Annotated in this window: 15 protein-coding genes; 8 read left to right on the top strand and 7 right to left on the bottom strand. The window is 39.5% G+C overall.

Features of this window, described 5'->3' with window-relative positions:
• Nucleotides 1–142 precede the first annotated feature (142 nt).
• The 4 genes from LAV82_RS09005 to nagA form a co-directional block, all read right to left on the bottom strand.
• On the bottom strand, nucleotides 143–868 hold the full coding sequence (locus LAV82_RS09005; protein WP_211078218.1) for an SIS domain-containing protein: 726 nt from the start codon (nucleotides 866–868) through the stop codon (nucleotides 143–145).
• Between the two features lie 15 nt (nucleotides 869–883).
• Nucleotides 884–1,609: a GntR family transcriptional regulator gene (locus LAV82_RS09000; protein WP_211078217.1), complete on the bottom strand. Its 726-nt coding sequence runs from the start codon at nucleotides 1,607–1,609 to the stop codon at nucleotides 884–886.
• A gap of 144 nt (nucleotides 1,610–1,753) precedes the next feature.
• Complete coding sequence (gene nagB, locus LAV82_RS08995) at nucleotides 1,754–2,485, bottom strand: glucosamine-6-phosphate deaminase (RefSeq protein WP_029325042.1); 732 nt, start codon at nucleotides 2,483–2,485, stop codon at nucleotides 1,754–1,756.
• Between the two features lie 2 nt (nucleotides 2,486–2,487).
• Nucleotides 2,488–3,672: an N-acetylglucosamine-6-phosphate deacetylase gene (gene nagA, locus LAV82_RS08990; protein WP_499715918.1), complete on the bottom strand. Its 1,185-nt coding sequence runs from the start codon at nucleotides 3,670–3,672 to the stop codon at nucleotides 2,488–2,490.
• A 328-nt stretch (nucleotides 3,673–4,000) separates the two neighbouring features.
• On the opposite strand from nagA, the gene nagE reads away from it, so the two are divergent.
• Both nagE and LAV82_RS08980 read left to right on the top strand, forming a co-directional pair.
• Nucleotides 4,001–5,878, top strand: coding sequence for an N-acetylglucosamine-specific PTS transporter subunit IIBC (gene nagE / locus LAV82_RS08985; RefSeq protein ID WP_211078215.1), 1,878 nt, complete (start codon nucleotides 4,001–4,003; stop codon nucleotides 5,876–5,878).
• A gap of 163 nt (nucleotides 5,879–6,041) precedes the next feature.
• The gene (locus LAV82_RS08980) at nucleotides 6,042–6,761 is read left to right on the top strand and encodes a DUF554 domain-containing protein (protein ID WP_211078261.1); all 720 of its coding nucleotides are present in this window, start codon (nucleotides 6,042–6,044) and stop codon (nucleotides 6,759–6,761) included.
• 52 nt (nucleotides 6,762–6,813) lie between these two features.
• Here the strand turns inward: LAV82_RS08980 and LAV82_RS08975 are convergent, their stop codons facing one another.
• Nucleotides 6,814–8,484: an alpha-keto acid decarboxylase family protein gene (locus LAV82_RS08975; RefSeq protein ID WP_499715917.1), complete on the bottom strand. Its 1,671-nt coding sequence runs from the start codon at nucleotides 8,482–8,484 to the stop codon at nucleotides 6,814–6,816.
• Nucleotides 8,485–8,644: 160 nt separating this feature from the next.
• Between LAV82_RS08975 and LAV82_RS08970 the strand changes: the two genes are divergently transcribed.
• Both LAV82_RS08970 and LAV82_RS08965 read left to right on the top strand, forming a co-directional pair.
• Nucleotides 8,645–9,115, top strand: coding sequence for a MarR family winged helix-turn-helix transcriptional regulator (locus LAV82_RS08970; RefSeq protein WP_029325046.1), 471 nt, complete (start codon nucleotides 8,645–8,647; stop codon nucleotides 9,113–9,115).
• Between the two features lie 15 nt (nucleotides 9,116–9,130).
• Nucleotides 9,131–9,448, top strand: coding sequence for a hypothetical protein (locus LAV82_RS08965; protein WP_013055887.1), 318 nt, complete (start codon nucleotides 9,131–9,133; stop codon nucleotides 9,446–9,448).
• Between the two features lie 55 nt (nucleotides 9,449–9,503).
• On the opposite strand, the gene LAV82_RS08960 is transcribed toward LAV82_RS08965, so the two are convergent.
• Nucleotides 9,504–9,821, bottom strand: coding sequence for an iron-sulfur cluster biosynthesis family protein (locus LAV82_RS08960; RefSeq protein WP_028414219.1), 318 nt, complete (start codon nucleotides 9,819–9,821; stop codon nucleotides 9,504–9,506).
• A gap of 516 nt (nucleotides 9,822–10,337) precedes the next feature.
• Here LAV82_RS08960 and LAV82_RS08955 point away from each other — a divergent pair.
• Genes LAV82_RS08955 through LAV82_RS08940 form a run of 4 tightly spaced genes read left to right on the top strand, consistent with a single transcriptional unit; the run spans nucleotide 10,338 to nucleotide 15,116 of the window.
• Nucleotides 10,338–12,032, top strand: coding sequence for a hypothetical protein (locus LAV82_RS08955; protein WP_499715916.1), 1,695 nt, complete (start codon nucleotides 10,338–10,340; stop codon nucleotides 12,030–12,032).
• 14 nt (nucleotides 12,033–12,046) lie between these two features.
• Nucleotides 12,047–13,270 carry an ABC transporter permease gene (locus tag LAV82_RS08950; RefSeq protein ID WP_499715915.1) on the top strand — a complete coding sequence of 408 codons (1,224 nt, stop codon included), beginning with the start codon at nucleotides 12,047–12,049 and terminating at the stop codon, nucleotides 13,268–13,270.
• Nucleotides 13,267–14,409, top strand: coding sequence for an ABC transporter permease (locus LAV82_RS08945; RefSeq protein ID WP_499715914.1), 1,143 nt, complete (start codon nucleotides 13,267–13,269; stop codon nucleotides 14,407–14,409). Before LAV82_RS08950 ends, LAV82_RS08945 begins: the two co-directional genes overlap by 4 nt.
• Entirely contained in the window at nucleotides 14,406–15,116 is a 711-nt protein-coding gene (locus tag LAV82_RS08940; protein WP_013055892.1) for an ABC transporter ATP-binding protein, read from the top strand. Before LAV82_RS08945 ends, LAV82_RS08940 begins: the two co-directional genes overlap by 4 nt.
• A gap of 50 nt (nucleotides 15,117–15,166) precedes the next feature.
• Here LAV82_RS08940 and LAV82_RS08935 read toward each other — a convergent pair whose 3' ends face one another.
• Nucleotides 15,167–16,522 (bottom strand): hemolysin family protein, encoded by a 1,356-nt coding sequence (locus LAV82_RS08935; RefSeq protein WP_013055893.1) that lies wholly within the window; start codon nucleotides 16,520–16,522, stop codon nucleotides 15,167–15,169.
• Nucleotides 16,523–16,539 lie beyond the last annotated feature (17 nt).

The following is a 16,539-nucleotide window of genomic DNA, read 5'->3' as shown; positions in this document are numbered from 1 at the left end:
TTATGTCGGATAAGTAGGTTATGGTGCTGTGAACAAGACTTCTACTGATAAAGAGGAGATCTAGTCCAAATCTTACAGTCCGGTTTTGATGAGGTGCTTTCAAGCATCTTTTTTTTGTGCAAAAAAACAGCCGCAGGGGCTGTTATAGGGCAGTAATTCTTCCTTTGTAAGCATCAATCAACCGCTGGTTATGTTCATCTGAACCTTCCATGTTTCCGCTTAAAAAGACAGGAGGCGTAATGCCGCGGCTGAGCAGTTTTTGAATAGTTCTAGATAGGATATCGTTTAAGATAGCGCCTCCAATTACAGTGGAACCAGAAGCAAAAGAAATGTCTTGCTGATGAAGAAGAACGTCTCCTTTTGGAATGTGATTGTTAATAACAAGATCCACGGCATCATGAAGATATTTTCCGCTTTTATGTCGCGAAGCCCGGCTCGTGGCATAAGAAGGCGAGGTAAGCCCGATAACAAAGGCGCCTTTTTCTTTTGCAATTAAGGCCACATCAACCGGAACGGGATTTACGCCCGACGTAGAAATTACAATCATGATATCGCCTGGTACGATATCTTCTTTTTCCATAAAGGTAGAGGCATAGTCGTTTTTACGCTCTAGCTGCGAAGAGCGCGAAGCTCCTTTATGAAGCATCAGTTCTTCTACAAAAATAGGGTGAATCGGCGCAAGCCCTCCGGACCGGTAAAACACTTCTTCCGTTAAAATATGAGAATGACCGCACCCAAATAAATGAATGAGGTGATGAGAAGCTAATTGCTGTGAAATTTTCTCGGCTGCGGATTCTATTGCCTGCTGTTCATGCGCCTCCACTTTGGCAAGCAGTTTTGTTAGTTCCTGTAGATATAAACTAGACATAAAAAAACTCCTTAGTTAAGATCGTGTCATGTTAATCGTAAACTTATAGCGGTCTGCTCGGTACGAAGACTTCACCACTTCAAGCGGCGTGCCGTCTTGCAAATACGTATTTCTTTGAATCAATAGAACGGGTGAATATGAGCTGATTCCAAGATGCTTCACTTCGGTTTCAGAAGCTAAAATGGATTCTAACGTTTGATTGGCTTCGCCAATTTTCAGCCTGAGCTCTTCTTCAATATAGCGATAGAGCGAGTCATTAACAATGGATTCTGTTAAGCCTTTGACTAAGTTAGCGGATACATACACGCTTTCAAGCGCCATTGGCACGTCGTCAGCTAAACGAATACGCTTGATTTCATAAACAGGTGCATGAAGAGAAATTTGCAGCTGCTCGGCAATTTTTTCTGAAGCCGCAATAATTTCAAAGCTCAGCAGCTTACTGCTTGGCACCATTCCGCGCGCTTTCATATCTTCTGTAAAACTCGTTAATCCAACGAGCTGCTGCTCCAGTTTTTTTTCAGACACAAAGGTGCCCCGGCCTTTTTGACGGTATAAATAACCGTCGTTTACTAAATTGTTAATCGCTTGGCGAACGGTCATTCTGCTGATTTCAAATCGTTCTGCAAACTCTCGTTCAGAAGGAAGCGAATCATTTGGTTTTAACTCTCCGTTTTCAATTTGTTTTTTCAACTGTTCTTCAATTTGATAATAAATCGGAAGAGGTGAGCTTTTATCAATCACTTAAGTTCTCTCCTTTATGTAAACCTCCTCATCTAAAAAAGACGAGGAGGTATGTTATCTATATATACTCTAACTAATAGCCAGACACCTTTCTTTCATAAAGACGGATTGATTATAGTCGGGACAGCCTACTTGACTATTCTTTCAAAGGCTCACTTTAGCTAAAGCTTCTTGGTCCGCAATAATTGTAACACAGTGATGCTTCTTTAAAATAGAAGCAGGAAAGTCTTCTGTGATTTCTCCGTTAAGCAGCTGATACATCGCTTCTGCTTTGGCTTCCCCGGAGATAAGCAGTAAAATTTCTTTACTTTTCATAATCGATTCAATTCCCATTGTAATAGCCTGAGTAGGCACTTCGTCAAGAGAATTAAAGTAGCGCGCATTCGCTTTTCGCGTTGACTCTTCTAACGTCACAATATGAGTAGGAGAGTTGAATGACGTACCAGGTTCGTTAAAGCCAATATGTCCGTTTTGGCCGATTCCAAGAATCTGAAGGTCAATGCCTCCATGATTTTGAATCATTTCATCATAGCGGCGGCATTCTTCTTCAGGCGTATCAGCTAGGCCGTTAGGAACGTGCGTGTTGCTTACGTCAATATCAATATGATTAAATAACGCATCTGCCATATAGTAGTGATAGCTGTTTGGATCTTGCGGCTTCATTCCGACATATTCATCTAAGTTAAATGAAGTAACGTGTTTGTAAGACGTGCCGTGCTCCTTATGATCTTGAATTAAACGATCATATAATCCTTTCGGCGTGCCTCCCGTTGCAAGTCCTAGATTCATATTTGGTTTTTCATGAAGTTTGCTAATCAGCATATCAGCTGCTTTTGCGCTCATTTCACTGTAATTTTTCACTTGGATGATATTCATTGTTAGTCCTCCTTTTTAAAGCTCAATGTGCCTCGGCAAAATGTCATTTCAACATCTAAGTTTTTATTTAACACCACGATATCCGCATCTTTTCCAATTTTGATGCTTCCTTTTGTATCGAACAGATTAAGCTGTTTTGCTGGGTTTTCAGCAGTCATTTTTACGATGTCTTCTAATGAACAGTTCGTAAAGCTCATCGTGTTTTTAATCGCATCGTTCATCTTTAAGATGCTTCCTGCTAATGTTCCATCTGCAAGTGTAGCGGTTGTGTCGTTTACGTGAACAGGCTGCCCTCCTAAATCATACGTACCGTTTTTTAGCCATTTGGCACGAAGAGAATCCGTGATAAGAATCATGCGTTCACTTGTAATTTGATCGTACGCAAGCTTGACCATTTCAGGTCGGCAGTGGATGCCGTCTGTAATCAGCTCTACAAATAATTCATCTCTCAAATACGCGGCCCCTAATACGCCCGGCTCTCTATGGTGAAGACCGCGCATGCCGTTATATAAGTGCGTAATATGAGACGCTCCTGCTTCGATGGCTTCACCAACTTGATCGTATGTGCTGTCGGAATGGCCAATAGAAGCGACGACGTTTGTTTCTTTTAAATAAGAAGTAAGCGCTAAGCCGTTTGGCTGCTCCGGAGCTAATGTAACAAGTTTAATATGTCCTCCGGCTGCTTTTTGCCACTCTTGAAACAGTGTCACATTCGGATCTTGAATGTGAGTAGGCGGCTGTGCGCCCGCACGTTTTGGTGAAATAAACGGACCTTCTAAGTGAATACCAACTACTTCAGCATCCGCATCTGTTTGCTCTTCGATATAAGTGCCGGCATTGCGAAGCGCTTTTTCAACCGCTTCATTCGACTGCGTCATAGTGGTTGCTAAAAAGCTTGTTGTACCTTCTTTTGGGAGCGTGCGCGCCATTGTTTTTAATGCTTCTGCTGTACCGTCCATCGCATCGGCATTGTTAACGCCATGAATATGCACATCAATGGCACCCGGAATAACTTTATAGGAAGGAGAAAGTTCAATTACATGGTCTTTTGGCTGACGTACGTATTGATGTATCTCTCCGATTTCAGTGATTTTTTTGTTCGTTAGTTTAATATACCCGTTTTTTAATGTCTGATTTTCACTATAAACGGTTACATTATAAATAATGATGGATGAATGTGTATCCATACATACACTCCTTTGCTCGTTGTATTGATTTAAGTGTAACGCTTTTTGGAATAGTTGTCTAGACCAGTTGATTTTTTTTTTGTGAACTAGAAAGTTTTGTAAGGGCTTTTAACATTGATATAGAAAGGTTTTTAAAAAGAAAATTGGTATAGACAACTATATATTTTATGTGCTAGTATGAGTCCATGCAGTAAAACCGCCGTTATGTCAGCTGATGATGTAATCATAGGCCGGGATGAATGCGGTAACTTGTCATCCGATAAATATTGTTACGAAAATCCTTGCTCGTAACATCGGGTTAAATACGTTATACAAAGGGGAGAGAAACATGCTGAATTTTTTACAACGTATTGGTAAATCGCTTATGCTGCCAATCGCAGTATTACCTGCTGCGGCATTGCTTCTTCGTTTGGGTCAAAAGGACTTATTGGATATTCCGTTTATGGCTCAAGCCGGAGATGCGATTTTTGCGAATTTAGCACTACTGTTTGCACTCGGTATTGCTGTAGGGCTTTCAAAAGATGGAAGCGGGGCAGCAGCACTTGCCGGAGTGGTCGGTTATTTTGTGTTAACAAAAGGGACTGTAGCTATTGATAAAGATATTAACATGGGTGTACTCGGCGGGATTGTCTCGGGGGTAACGGCTGGTTTACTATACAATCGTTTCTCAGCCATTAAGCTGCCAGAGTGGCTCGGCTTCTTTGCAGGAAAGCGGTTTGTACCGATTATTACCTCAGTTGTTATGCTTGCGCTTGCAGGAATCTTTGGGGTTATCTGGCCGCCGATTCAAGATCAAATTAACAACTTAGGAACGTGGATTACAGGAGCAGGAGCGCTTGGTGCAGGTATATACGGATTTTTAAACCGTCTGTTGATTCCAATTGGACTGCATCACGTGTTAAACAGCTTAGTATGGTTTGTATTCGGAGACTATCACGGCGTAACGGGAGATTTGAACCGCTTCTTTAAAGGCGATCCAACGGCAGGAACATTTATGTCTGGATTCTTCCCGGTTATGATGTTTGGTTTACCGGCAGCTGCGCTTGCGATGGTTGCAGCAGCTAAAAAAGAAAAACGCAAACAAGTCAGCGGTATGTTAATCGGACTTGCTGTTACTTCTTTTTTAACGGGAATTACGGAACCAATTGAATTTCTATTTATGTTCGTAGCACCGCTATTATACGTTATTCATGCCGTTTTAACGGGAATTTCGATGGCTTTAGCCGTTGCACTTGGTATTCACGCTGGATTTGGATTTTCAGCAGGGGCCATTGATTTCTTCTTAAACTACGGAATTTCACAAAAACCGCTGCTGTTAGCAGGAATTGGAATTGTGTATGCAGTCATTTACTTTGTCATTTTCTACACGCTGATCAAAGCATTAAATTTAAAAACACCGGGACGTGAAGATGATGAAGAAGTAGACACATCAAACGAAACGGTTGTGGCAACAGGCGATAAATATGTGGATATGGCGTCTTATTTTATTGAAGATTTAGGCGGAAAAGAAAACTTAACCGTAATTGATAACTGTGCGACTCGTCTTCGTTTACAAGTAACTGATGCCGGCAACATTAACGAAGCTGCCTTAAAGCGTCACGGAGCGAGAGGAATCATGAAGCTCAGCAAAACAAATGTTCAAGTCATTGTCGGAACAGAAGTAGAGTTTGTTGCAGACGCAATGAATCAATTAGTTAAATACGGCACAGCGTCAACCGCTGCACCTGTTGAACAACAGGCTGTCCAAGCAGACGCACACACAGAGTTTGTGTTACCGTTTGAAGGCGTTGTAAAGCCGCTTAGTGAAGTAGAAGATCAAGTGTTTTCACAAAAAATGATGGGTGACGGCTTTGCGATTGAACCGATTGAAGGAACGCTCGTATCACCGATTAACGGTGAAGTAATGACCGTATTCCCAACAAAACATGCAATTGGCTTAAAAACAGCAGAAGGAATTGAAATCCTCATTCACGTTGGGTTAGATACCGTGAATTTAAAAGGAGAAGGATTTGAAGCGCTTGTTCAAGAGGGTGACAGCGTTCAACAAGGAACGCCTCTTTTAAAAGTGGATTTAGAGTATGTTAAAAAGCATGCGCCGTCGATTGTGACACCAGTTGTATTTACCAATTTGCCTGCAGATAAAGAAGTGAAGCTGTTAAAAACAGGCTATCAAAAGCAAGGCACAAAAGACGTTATTACATTTTAATAAAAAAGCATAAGCTCGTCTGAGCTTATGCTTTTTTTCTTTTTTTAATAATTGAAAGAATTTTGTGTTAAAATTTAGTGTGTTTGATACAGCTAGTGCGGAGCAGAGAGGAAGTAGAGCAAATGAAAAAAGAAGCGGTATTATTTGCAGTAAAGGTGACAACATGTTTATTATAGGAGCATTAGTGAATGGATTAGCGATTGTTGTAGGAACATTAATGGGCAAGCTTGCTCACCGCATTCCTGAAAAAGTAAGCGTGACGGTGATGCAAGTGATGGGTTTATCCGTTATCACGCTCGGTTTGCAAATGGGCTTTAAAAGTCATCAGTTTTTAATTGTGATTTTGAGCTTAGCCATTGGAGCGGTTATTGGTGAATTCATTGATTTAGATGAAAAGCTAAACCTTTTAGGCAATATGATTGAACGAAAATTTCAATCTCAGCAAAACGACAAGCAAACATTCAGTATTTCACAGGGCTTTGTGACAGGAACTTTAATTTTTGTTATTGGAGCGATGGCGATTGTAGGAGCATTAGACAGCGGAATACGAGGCGATCACAGCGTATTGTTTACGAAAGCGGTGATGGATGGATTTATCTCATTATTATTAACCACTACGCTTGGAATAGGCGTTATTTTCTCAGCGGTGCCCGTGTTTCTGTACGAAGGCATCATTTCGTTATTTGCTACGCAAATTAATGCGGTCGTGCCGCAAGATTTAATGAATAGTATCATTGCCGAAATAACAGGAGTAGGCGGCGTGTTAATTTTAGCAATAGGGATTAATTTATTAGAAATTATTAAAATCAAAGTTGCTAATTTATTGCCTTCGATTTTAATTGCGGTTGTGATTGTAGTTGTGCAGCATACATATTTTTTATGAGGAAAAAGCTTGTGAGCATGACTCACAAGCTTTTTGTGTTACAGTTATTAGCTTATACGTTTTGATTTGCAAATCTTTTTGAAAGTTCGGCAAGCAGAGCAGGTTTATCGTCTCGGTGCATCATAACTTCAATAAATAAGAGATGTTGATCATTCTGTTCGGCCAATAGTAAAGCTTCCTCCAGCTCTATTTCTGTACGAACTTTAAAAGTTATACTCCGGTCTTTAGGGCCTAACACAGCGGGAAGCTCTTGATAATTCCACATTTGAATGTCATTATATACTTGATTTTCGCCGTGAATGGCACGTTCTACCGTATAGCCGTCATTATTAATTAGAAAAATTACCGGTTTAATATGTTGACGCAGCATAGTTGACAGCTCTTGTGCTGTCAATTGAAATGAACCGTCGCCGATAAGCAATACGTTGCGTCGGTTTTTGTCGGCAAGCTGTGATCCTAAAAGAGCAGGGAGTGTGTAGCCGATAGATCCCCAAAGCGGCTGGCCGATAAATGTTGTGTCTTTTGGCAGCTGCATGGTTGCTGCTCCGAAAAAAGATGTTCCTTGTTCCGCCAACAGTACATCATCTTCATGAAGGAAAGCAGCAATTCGTTCAAAGAACCTTTCTTGCGTTATCTCGGTTTCAGCTGCAGTATATGATTTAGCAGCCATCTGTGAAGTGAGAGAAAGAATATCCAAATCTTCCGCTTTTCTTTTTGTAATTGCACTGCTTAATGCGTGTAAAGAATCAATCATTGTAGCAGGTGCATATTTTGTGCTGTTAAACTGAACGGAAAATGGGTGAATATGAATAACATTGTCCTTTGAAAATTGGTGAGAAAATCCGCCTGTTATTGAATCCGTTAATTTTACTCCAACGCTGATGATGCAATCTGATTGATCTATACGTTTTTGTACATAAAAAGAACTTAAATCTCCGTTGTAAACACCGATAAACTGAGGGTGTGCTTCATTAAAAGCACTCTTTCCCATACTTAATGTTGCAACAGGAAAGCCGGTTTTCTCAGCGAATTGCAGCAAAGCTTTCTGTGCTCCGTATCGAGTTACTTCAAAGTCTGCCAGTATAACGGGCCTTTTGGCTGAATTGATTCTTTCGGGAACGTCTACTATCATTTGTTTCAATGTTTCTTCGTTACTTAAAATGGCACTGTCTAATAATGAGTTGTAGGGTTTGCTAATAGGCTTATCATATACGTCGGTTGGCAAATTAATGTGAACAGGCCTTTTGTCAGTCCAGCATGTAAGAAGTACGCGGTCAATTTCTTGAGCTGCATTTTCCTGTGTAAGGAACGTTTGAGCTACAGTTACTTCTTTATACATAGTTGAAAAATGATCGAACTTTCCGTTTCCAAGCGTATGGTGAACGTACAAACCATTATCCATTACATTTGTTGTAGGAGTTCCCGTAATTTTAACGACGGGTACACGTTCAGCGTAAGATCCTGCAATACCGTTAACAGCACTTAATTCACCGACACCAAATGTTGTAATGAGCGCGGCCATTCCATTAACTCTTGCATAGCCATCAGCAGCATAAGCTGCATTTAACTCATTACAATTTCCGATCCATTCTATTTCTTTATGTTCAATGACTTCATCTAAAAAAGATAAATTATAATCGCCAGGTACACCAAACATATGGTGAACACCTAATTCGGCTAAACGATCTAATAAATAATGTCCGATCGTATAGTTGCTACTCATACTTCATCACCTCAAAATAATATGTCAATATAGTTGACTTAAATACAGTGTAGAAAAATAGTTGTTTTTAGTCAAGTATATTGACCTTTAGTGCTATAAGTTCAGAATATAGTATACTGATAAGAAGATACTCAGAGCGTAGAGAAAGCAGGTGACATAAATGGACGAAAATAAGAAGCAGCAAATGAATGATGTGCTGGCTTTATTTTATTTTGCCTATAAAACGTTTACGGAGGAGCCGGATCAAATTATTCAAAAGTATGGAATTCAGCGCGTTCATCATCGTATTTTATTTTTCATTGCGAGGTTTCCGGGACTTAGTGTGAACGAGCTGTTGGCATTGCTAGAAGTCACAAAACAAGCGCTGCACGGTCCAATGAAAAAATTGGTTGAAAAAGAATTAATGATTAGTGAAGAAGCAGCGCATGATCGTCGAGTAAAGCAGCTGTTTTTGACGGATGAGGGACGGGAATTAGAAAAAGAATTAAGTAATCGACAGCGTGAGCAGTTATCGGCTATTTTTTCTGAAGCTGGTGAAGGTCATGAACAAGCGTGGTTCGATATTATGGAAAAACTATCAAAAACTCGTTCCGGCTATGAAGCATGGAATATAAAAAAAGAAAATAAGTAAGGAGAAACTAGAGATATGAAAGACAATCAACAGATTACAGCTCTTATTGCTGCACAAGTGGAGAAGTTAGCACGCCAATTTGGCTATGACTTTTTATCTGAAAAACAAGGGAATCAAACGCTTTGTCAAATTCTTCAGCGAGATGAAGACGGATCTATTTTGGCAACGCCGCTTAGTTTTCATTTACATATGAATGAAGACAAAGGGACCGGAGATATTGTTTACTACCATGAACAAGGAGAATTTAAGCGTCAGCAGGTGAATGTATATGAAGAAAATAGCCTTGTGAACGTGTTGTTATTTATCCAAGAGCGGTTAAAGGTCAATCGATAGAAGCGAGTTTACTAACATATGCAAGGAAAAAAGCAGGGAGTTCCCTGCTTTTTTTCTATGAATTGATATAGCGCAATCCTACGCGGTTATTAAAAATTTGGTTGTGATTTTTGAAGATAAAAGCACCTGCTGCGTGATCAATCACCAGCTCATTGTCGTATACTTCTTCCATGTCATCATCAACAATAAATTCTAAGTCTTCAACCGTTACAACTTTTTCATAGGGTTGAAGGCTGCGCTTTGAGATGATCTTCATTTCATAAATTGTATTAACAATATCGCAGCTTCCTCGATCAAAAGAAAGCTGAATCATTTGATTTTGTTCTACGTTCTGCAACGCTTCTTTTGCAGAAGGAGTGACGCGTATATTCATAATGATATCCTCCTTTTTCTATCCTCAAATTAAATTGCGTAAAATATATTTAACAATACTTTATTCGATTTTTATATCACCGGCAAGAAAAAAGCTTTCTTATATTTATTATTTCCCTTTCGAACTAGAACAAAACGCTGCTTTTTTATCATCTTTTCATAAAGACGTACATAGATATCACCTGTATGTGATTAAAGGAAAAAGAGATCGACTATAGAAAAACGCCGATTCGTAGTTCTTAGGTGTAAATGCTTAAAAATAGGAATATATTGTAAAAAAATAAGAAGTTAAGTCATTTACCTATTTTAATAGTTATTGAGATAGTTTTGAATAATTGGTTTTATTTTCAATATATTGGGTACTTAAGTAGAGTACTTTGCACACGATATTGCACCGAAAGACATCGGTTTATCGGACTAATTATTGTCTTATTTTGTCGAAGTAGTAGAATTTATGGAAACCATTCCTTATCATGTACAAAGTGACTAACAAAATACATAGGAGGTTCTGGTGTAGATGAGTGAGAAAGATCAAAACAGAACAACAGACGAAACAGCGGCTTCGCTAGAAACGGCGCCCGCTCCCAAAAAAGCGCCGGCTAAATGGATTATCATTTTAGCAGCTTTAATTGTTATTATTGGAGGAGCAATTACATTTGCTACGGTATTTAAAAAATCTCCTAAGCAATTATACTTAATTTCTGAAGTAAATACGTATCAAAAAGCAGCTGATGAATTAGAAACAAAGTACAGTGAAACGATGGCTTATCAGGAAAAAGCGATGAAGCAGCCTTCTACTACAAATGCTACTATCAAAGGCGGCTTTAACATGGATTCACTTTCGTATGATCCAAGCTTTAAAATGATTCAAGATCTTATCAGTAAAGCTGAAATTAAAATTAAAGCGGAACAAGATCCGAAAAAAAGTGAAGGATACGGTTCACTGGCTCTTAATATCGGCGGTTCAAAAGCGCTTGACCTAGAAGGTTTTCAAACGAAAGAAAGAATAGGCTTTAAAGCCCCGATTCTAGCAAATGAATATTTCTATTTAAACTTAGACGAATATGGACAGGTAGCGCGTAAGTTCGATCCTTCTTATTCTGGTCCTGAAACGCTTGATATTAACACAAGCAACGTGAGTTTAGAAGACTTAAAGTTAACGGAAAAAGAAAAGACCTACATTGCAAAAGAGTACGGAACGTTCATTTATGATGAGTTAGACAGCGATTATTTTACAAAAGAAAAAAATGTGGATTATAAAACAAATGGCAAAACGCTTCAGTTAACAAGCGTGACGCTTAACATGTCTGATAAAGAAACAAAACAATTTATGGATAAGCTTATTGCGAAAGTAGCAAAAGATGACAAGCTTCATACCATCTATGCAAATCACGTATCTAAGCTGTTTAAATCTTCGGCAGCAACGAATCCAGAATTAAAAGATATGGCAGATCCAAAAGAATTGAAAAAATCAGTAAAAGAAAGTCTTCAAGACTTCCAAAAAGAAGCAAAAGATACGACTTACCCTAACGGTGTGAAATCAACTGTGTACGTTCAAGATGATGTTGTGGTAGCTCGCGATATGAACATGGGCGTAAAAAATGCTTCTAACGATAAAGGCAAACTTAACGTGGTGACTAAAAATATTCCGTATGAAGATAACAAAACGGCTAAGCAGTTTAAAGCAGTTCTAGCGGATAGCACTACCGATGATGCGTTTACGTTTGATATGAAAAAAGACGTAACAACGGAAAGTGAAAAACGAAAAGAAAACATGTCTATTCATTTGTTAACAAAAGATTCAAAAGATGAAGACACGAATATGACGTTTAAAATGAATTCGGTAATCAATGGTAAAACCGATGCGAAACAAACGGCTGACCGTACTTTCTCTTTAGACTTAGGTGATCAAGAAGATCTAGTAGTAAACGGGGAAGTAAAGCAGAATCAAGCAATAAGTGCTTCAAAAGGAAAAGCAGATTATTCGTTTGATATTCGTACAAAGATAGGACCAAAAGCAGATCCGGCAAACGTTACGTTAAAAATTGACTCTGCTTCTCAATTAAAAAAATCAGCAACTATTCCAGAGCTTGACGCATCTAATGCAACAAACGTAAAAGATGTAACGCCTGAAGATATGCTGTCGATTCAAGAAAATTTCGCTAAAAATGTTCAAGGTCTCATGATGAATATGGGAACCGCTGGTTACTAAAAGGTGCAAAGCAGATGAAGATATATTTTTCTTTGACTCTTTTTACATGTAAAGCTCTATTGAAAAATATAAAATCTCTCATACTGCTAATAATGATCCCTGCTCTGTTTTTACTTGGAGCAGGGATCATTATTAGTCAGACCATGCAAGGTGAGGAGAGAGTAAATCGGTTCCCCGTGGCAATTGTGGATAAAGATGATACTGCACAAACGAAGTACGTCATCGAACAGCTGACTGAAGGTAAGCTTCGCAAGATTATGAAGCCTCTTTACACGAATGAACAGAAAGCTAAACAGCTGCTGCAGCAAAATAAAGTGGCAGCCATTGTGACGCTGCCAAAAGGTTTTAGTCACGATATTGCTCATGGAAAAAATCAGCCTTTACACGTCATTGGAAATAGCAATAAGCCGCTTCAGTCACAGCTGTTTCGCTACGTGATGGAAAGTGCAGCTGACTACACGTCAGCTGCTCAAAGCGGTATTAATACGGTTGATGCCTTTTTAGAAAAAGAAAATGTTTCCGATAAAAATAGACGCGCAGAATTTAAGAAGAGCTTGGTGACGTTTGGGCTTCACGTACTAGATAGAGGAAGTTTATTTGATGAACAAATAGAAACGAGTTTCTTTCAGCAGGATATGAAGCAATATTATGTCCTGTCTTTTGCTGCTTTGCTGCTTATGATTTGGAGCTACGGCGGATGGCTGCTTGCTAGTGAAACGCAGACTTCTCCGGTGCTGGCTCGAATGAAAACAAGAGGTGTATCGTTTGTTCACATTTATTTAGCACAGCTGACGGCTCTGTATGTTCTTTTGCTACCGTTCTCTGTCGTTTTGTTTGAAAGTCTCATTAAAGAACTGAAACTGCCTGTAACCGGTACGTACGCAGAGCTTTTTTTAGGGGTAAGCGGAAGTTTGTTTGCTTTTTTATGTTTGTTTTTACTGCTTCGGGTTCTTTTTTTATCACAAAAAGCTTATCAAATAACCGGTTTGCTGTTTATTTTGCTGAGTGCGATTTTAAGTGGACATGTTGTGCCGGTCGTCTATTTACCGGACTGGGCGAGTGGTTTTCAGAAATGGTCACTCAACACCAGAGTCTTGGAATTGTTATTTTATGAATTTGATGGATATAACACAAACGAAGCTTTTCTTTACCTTAAGCCTATTCTCATTACGGCAACAGGAAGTTTTGTTCTTGCTGTTGGCTACGTGATGACTTTGCAAAGGCGGTGGAGAAAATGATTAGTGAAAAAATAAAGCAGCTGCTGAAGCGCCCTATGCTTGTTATCATGCTTTTCTTTTTACCTTTAATAGGAACGATTATTAGCAGCTCATTTTTAGCAAAAGTACAAAGTGATTCAAAAATACCCGTTGCTCTTGTCGATCAAGATCACAGCAACATGTCTAAACAAGTGATGGATCGACTACAGAAAACAACAGAAATTCAGTTTCTTTCTCTGAACGAAGAACAAGCGAGAAAGGAGCTGGCTAAAAATAAAATTGACAGCATTTTTATGTTTCCTAACGGATTTCAACAAGAAGTAGAAGAGGGGAATTATCAAGGAGTCATTGATTTGCTCACGCTGCCTTCTTCAGTTGCCACAGAAGCGGTTCGAGAAGTCGTGGCGAGTGAAGTGACAAGGTTAACGACAAATGTTAAAGCGGCAAATGAAGTGCGTTTTTTATATAAAGTTTATAACATTCATGCGGGACCGGATTTATGGAAAGAAGCGTATCGTTATACCGATAACCAGTGGAAGCCAAAGCCGCTGATGACAATTGATTACGAGGCGCAAGGAACGAAGCATACGAAGCAAGGGAACGTTCAAATGACCGGATACGTGCCGCTATGGGGATTCTTTACGCTTTTACTTTGCTGCATTACATCAGATTGGATGATTAAAGAGCGGAGGCACCTTTTCAAACGAATGAAAACGATGCAAAAAGGACTTTACGGTTATATTCGAAGCGTCAGCGCTGCTTATGCTGTGCTATACGTGCTTCAAGCTCTCATAAGCTTTGCTCTATTTAAATGGCTGTATGGAGTAGAGTCTTACGGTGTGCTGCTGTATATGTGTATCTATGTGATTGTGTGCGTTGCTTTTAGCACATGGCTTGCAAGTGAAAGTCAGCGAGTTGGATCTTATTATATGATCAGCGTTGTCATGGTCACAGGACTCAGTATAATAGGAGGGAGCTTTTTCCCGGTAGGAGAGCTTTCTGCAACGATTGAAAAAATAAGTCAGTGGCTTCCGCAGCATCTGCTTCTGTATCAGCATGCACTGCCGCTTACGTTCATTTGGAAAGAGATAGCTGTTTCCATTGCATGTATATGTTTGTGCGCATTTAAAATAGTGTGGAATGTGAGGAGCATCAAATGATTGAAATTAACAATGTTAGCAAAACATACGGAAAAAAACGTTCGTTAGCAAATGTTACGCTGACCGTAGAAAGTGGAGAAGTCATTGGTCTTTTAGGACCAAACGGCGCTGGTAAGTCGACGCTTCTGTCTATTTTGTCTACCATTACGGCTCCTTCAAGCGGGAATGTCACGATTGGAGGCTTATCGCTTAAGAAAAATCAAAAAGCGATTCGAGAAGTCATTGGCTACGTTCCACAAGACATAGCGCTGTGGGAAGAGCTTAGCGTAAAAGAAAACATGAAAATGTGGAGCAAAATGACTTCACGCTCTCTGTCGAATGAACAGCTTCAGTCTCTTTGCTCAGCTGTACAGCTCGAAGGAAGATGGAAGGAAAAAGTAAAAAATTTATCAGGAGGCATGAAGCGAAAGCTAAACATAGCCGTTTCACTTATTCATGAACCGTCCGTTTTGTTAATGGACGAGCCGACAGTCGGAATTGATTTGCAGTCCAAGCTTGAGATCATTCGTTATATTAAACAGCTGGCGGCAAAAGGAAAGACGATTATCTATATTACCCACGATTTGAATGAAATCTTAGACGTGTGTCATCGGTTTGCGGTCTTAAAGGAGGGAAAGCTGGAATTTGTCGGCACCATGGACCAGGCGAAGGAAAAGACTGGGGAAGAGGCAGAAGAGAACGTTGTGTATAAGCTGCTGCATGATTAAGATAAAGCAATAATAGAAAGAGCCGGTTCATAAAGAAGCGGCTCTTTCTATTATGCTTGTGTAACTTCTTGTTCTGGTGAATGACTTTCAGGCTGCACGCGTTCTTCTTCAGGAAGGGCACGTACTTCTACTTCTTTCATTTGGTGACCGTCCATTTCTTTTGCAATAAACTCGTATCCAAAAAGTTTGAACGATTCGCTTTCCTGGATATCGATATTTTGCATTAGCATCCAGCCGCCGATTGTATCGATATCGTCGTTTTCAATTTCGATATGAAGCACTTCGTTAACTTCTTCAAGCAGTACTTTTGAGTTAAAGACAAAATGCTGATCGCTGATTTTTTGAACAAGCGGCTTTTCATCTGTATCAAACTCATCTCGAATTTCTCCAACGATTTCTTCTAAAATATCTTCAACGGTAACGATACCAGCCGTACCGCCGTACTCGTCAATCAACACAGCCATATGCGTACGTTTCTTTTGCATCGAGCGCAATAGGTCTTGAATCGCTACAGTTTCAATTACTTGAATAATAGGATTCATATAAAGCTTCACGCTTTGCTTTTTTAACGCATCGTTAATTACGACATCGTTTAGAATCTCTTTGACGTTGACTAATCCAATAATGTTATCTTTGTCTCCGTCAACGGTAACAGGGTAACGGGTGTAGCGATCTTCTACAGCAAGCTTTAAGAAATCTTCAATGCTGTCGTCTTCAGAAACAGCTGAAATTTCTGTTCTTGGTACCATGATTTCGCGAGCAACACGGTTATCGAATTCGAAAATGTTGTTCACGTACTTATATTCAGACTGGTTAATTTCCCCGCCTTTAAAACTTTCTGATAAAATGATGCGCAGCTCTTCTTCACTGTGCGCAAGTTCATGCTCTGAAGCTGGCTTTAATCCAAACATTCCAGTTAATAAACGGGCAGAACCATTTAGTAACCAAATGAAGGGGAACATAATTTTATAGAATAAAATTAACGGACGAGCAAACAATAACGTAACTGTTTCAGCTTTTTGAATCGCAAATGTTTTTGGCGCTAATTCACCAACTACTACGTGAACAAACGTTACAAGCGCAAATGCGATAATGAATGAAAGAATATGTGTTAAAGATGCAGCAACACCCATTTTGTCAAACAGGGGTTCTAAAATCTTCGCAACAGTCGGTTCTCCTAACCAACCGAGTCCTAAAGCAGTAATCGTAATACCAAGCTGACACGCAGATAAATACTCATCTAAGTGTGTCGTCACGGTTTTAACCGCATTCGCTCCTTTTTTTCCTTCAGCAACAAGTTGATCTACCCGTGAACTACGAAGCTTCACAATTGCAAACTCTGAAGCAACGAAAAAAGCAGTGAGTACAATTAAAATCGCAAAAATAATTAAGTTAATGGTTATCAATGAATATACTTACTTTA

The sequence above is a fragment of the Bacillus sp. ILBB4 genome (assembly GCF_035064545.1).
In the GTDB taxonomy this organism is placed as follows: domain Bacteria; phylum Bacillota; class Bacilli; order Bacillales; family Bacillaceae_H; genus Priestia.
This window is presented reverse-complemented; position numbering and strand designations above follow the sequence as displayed.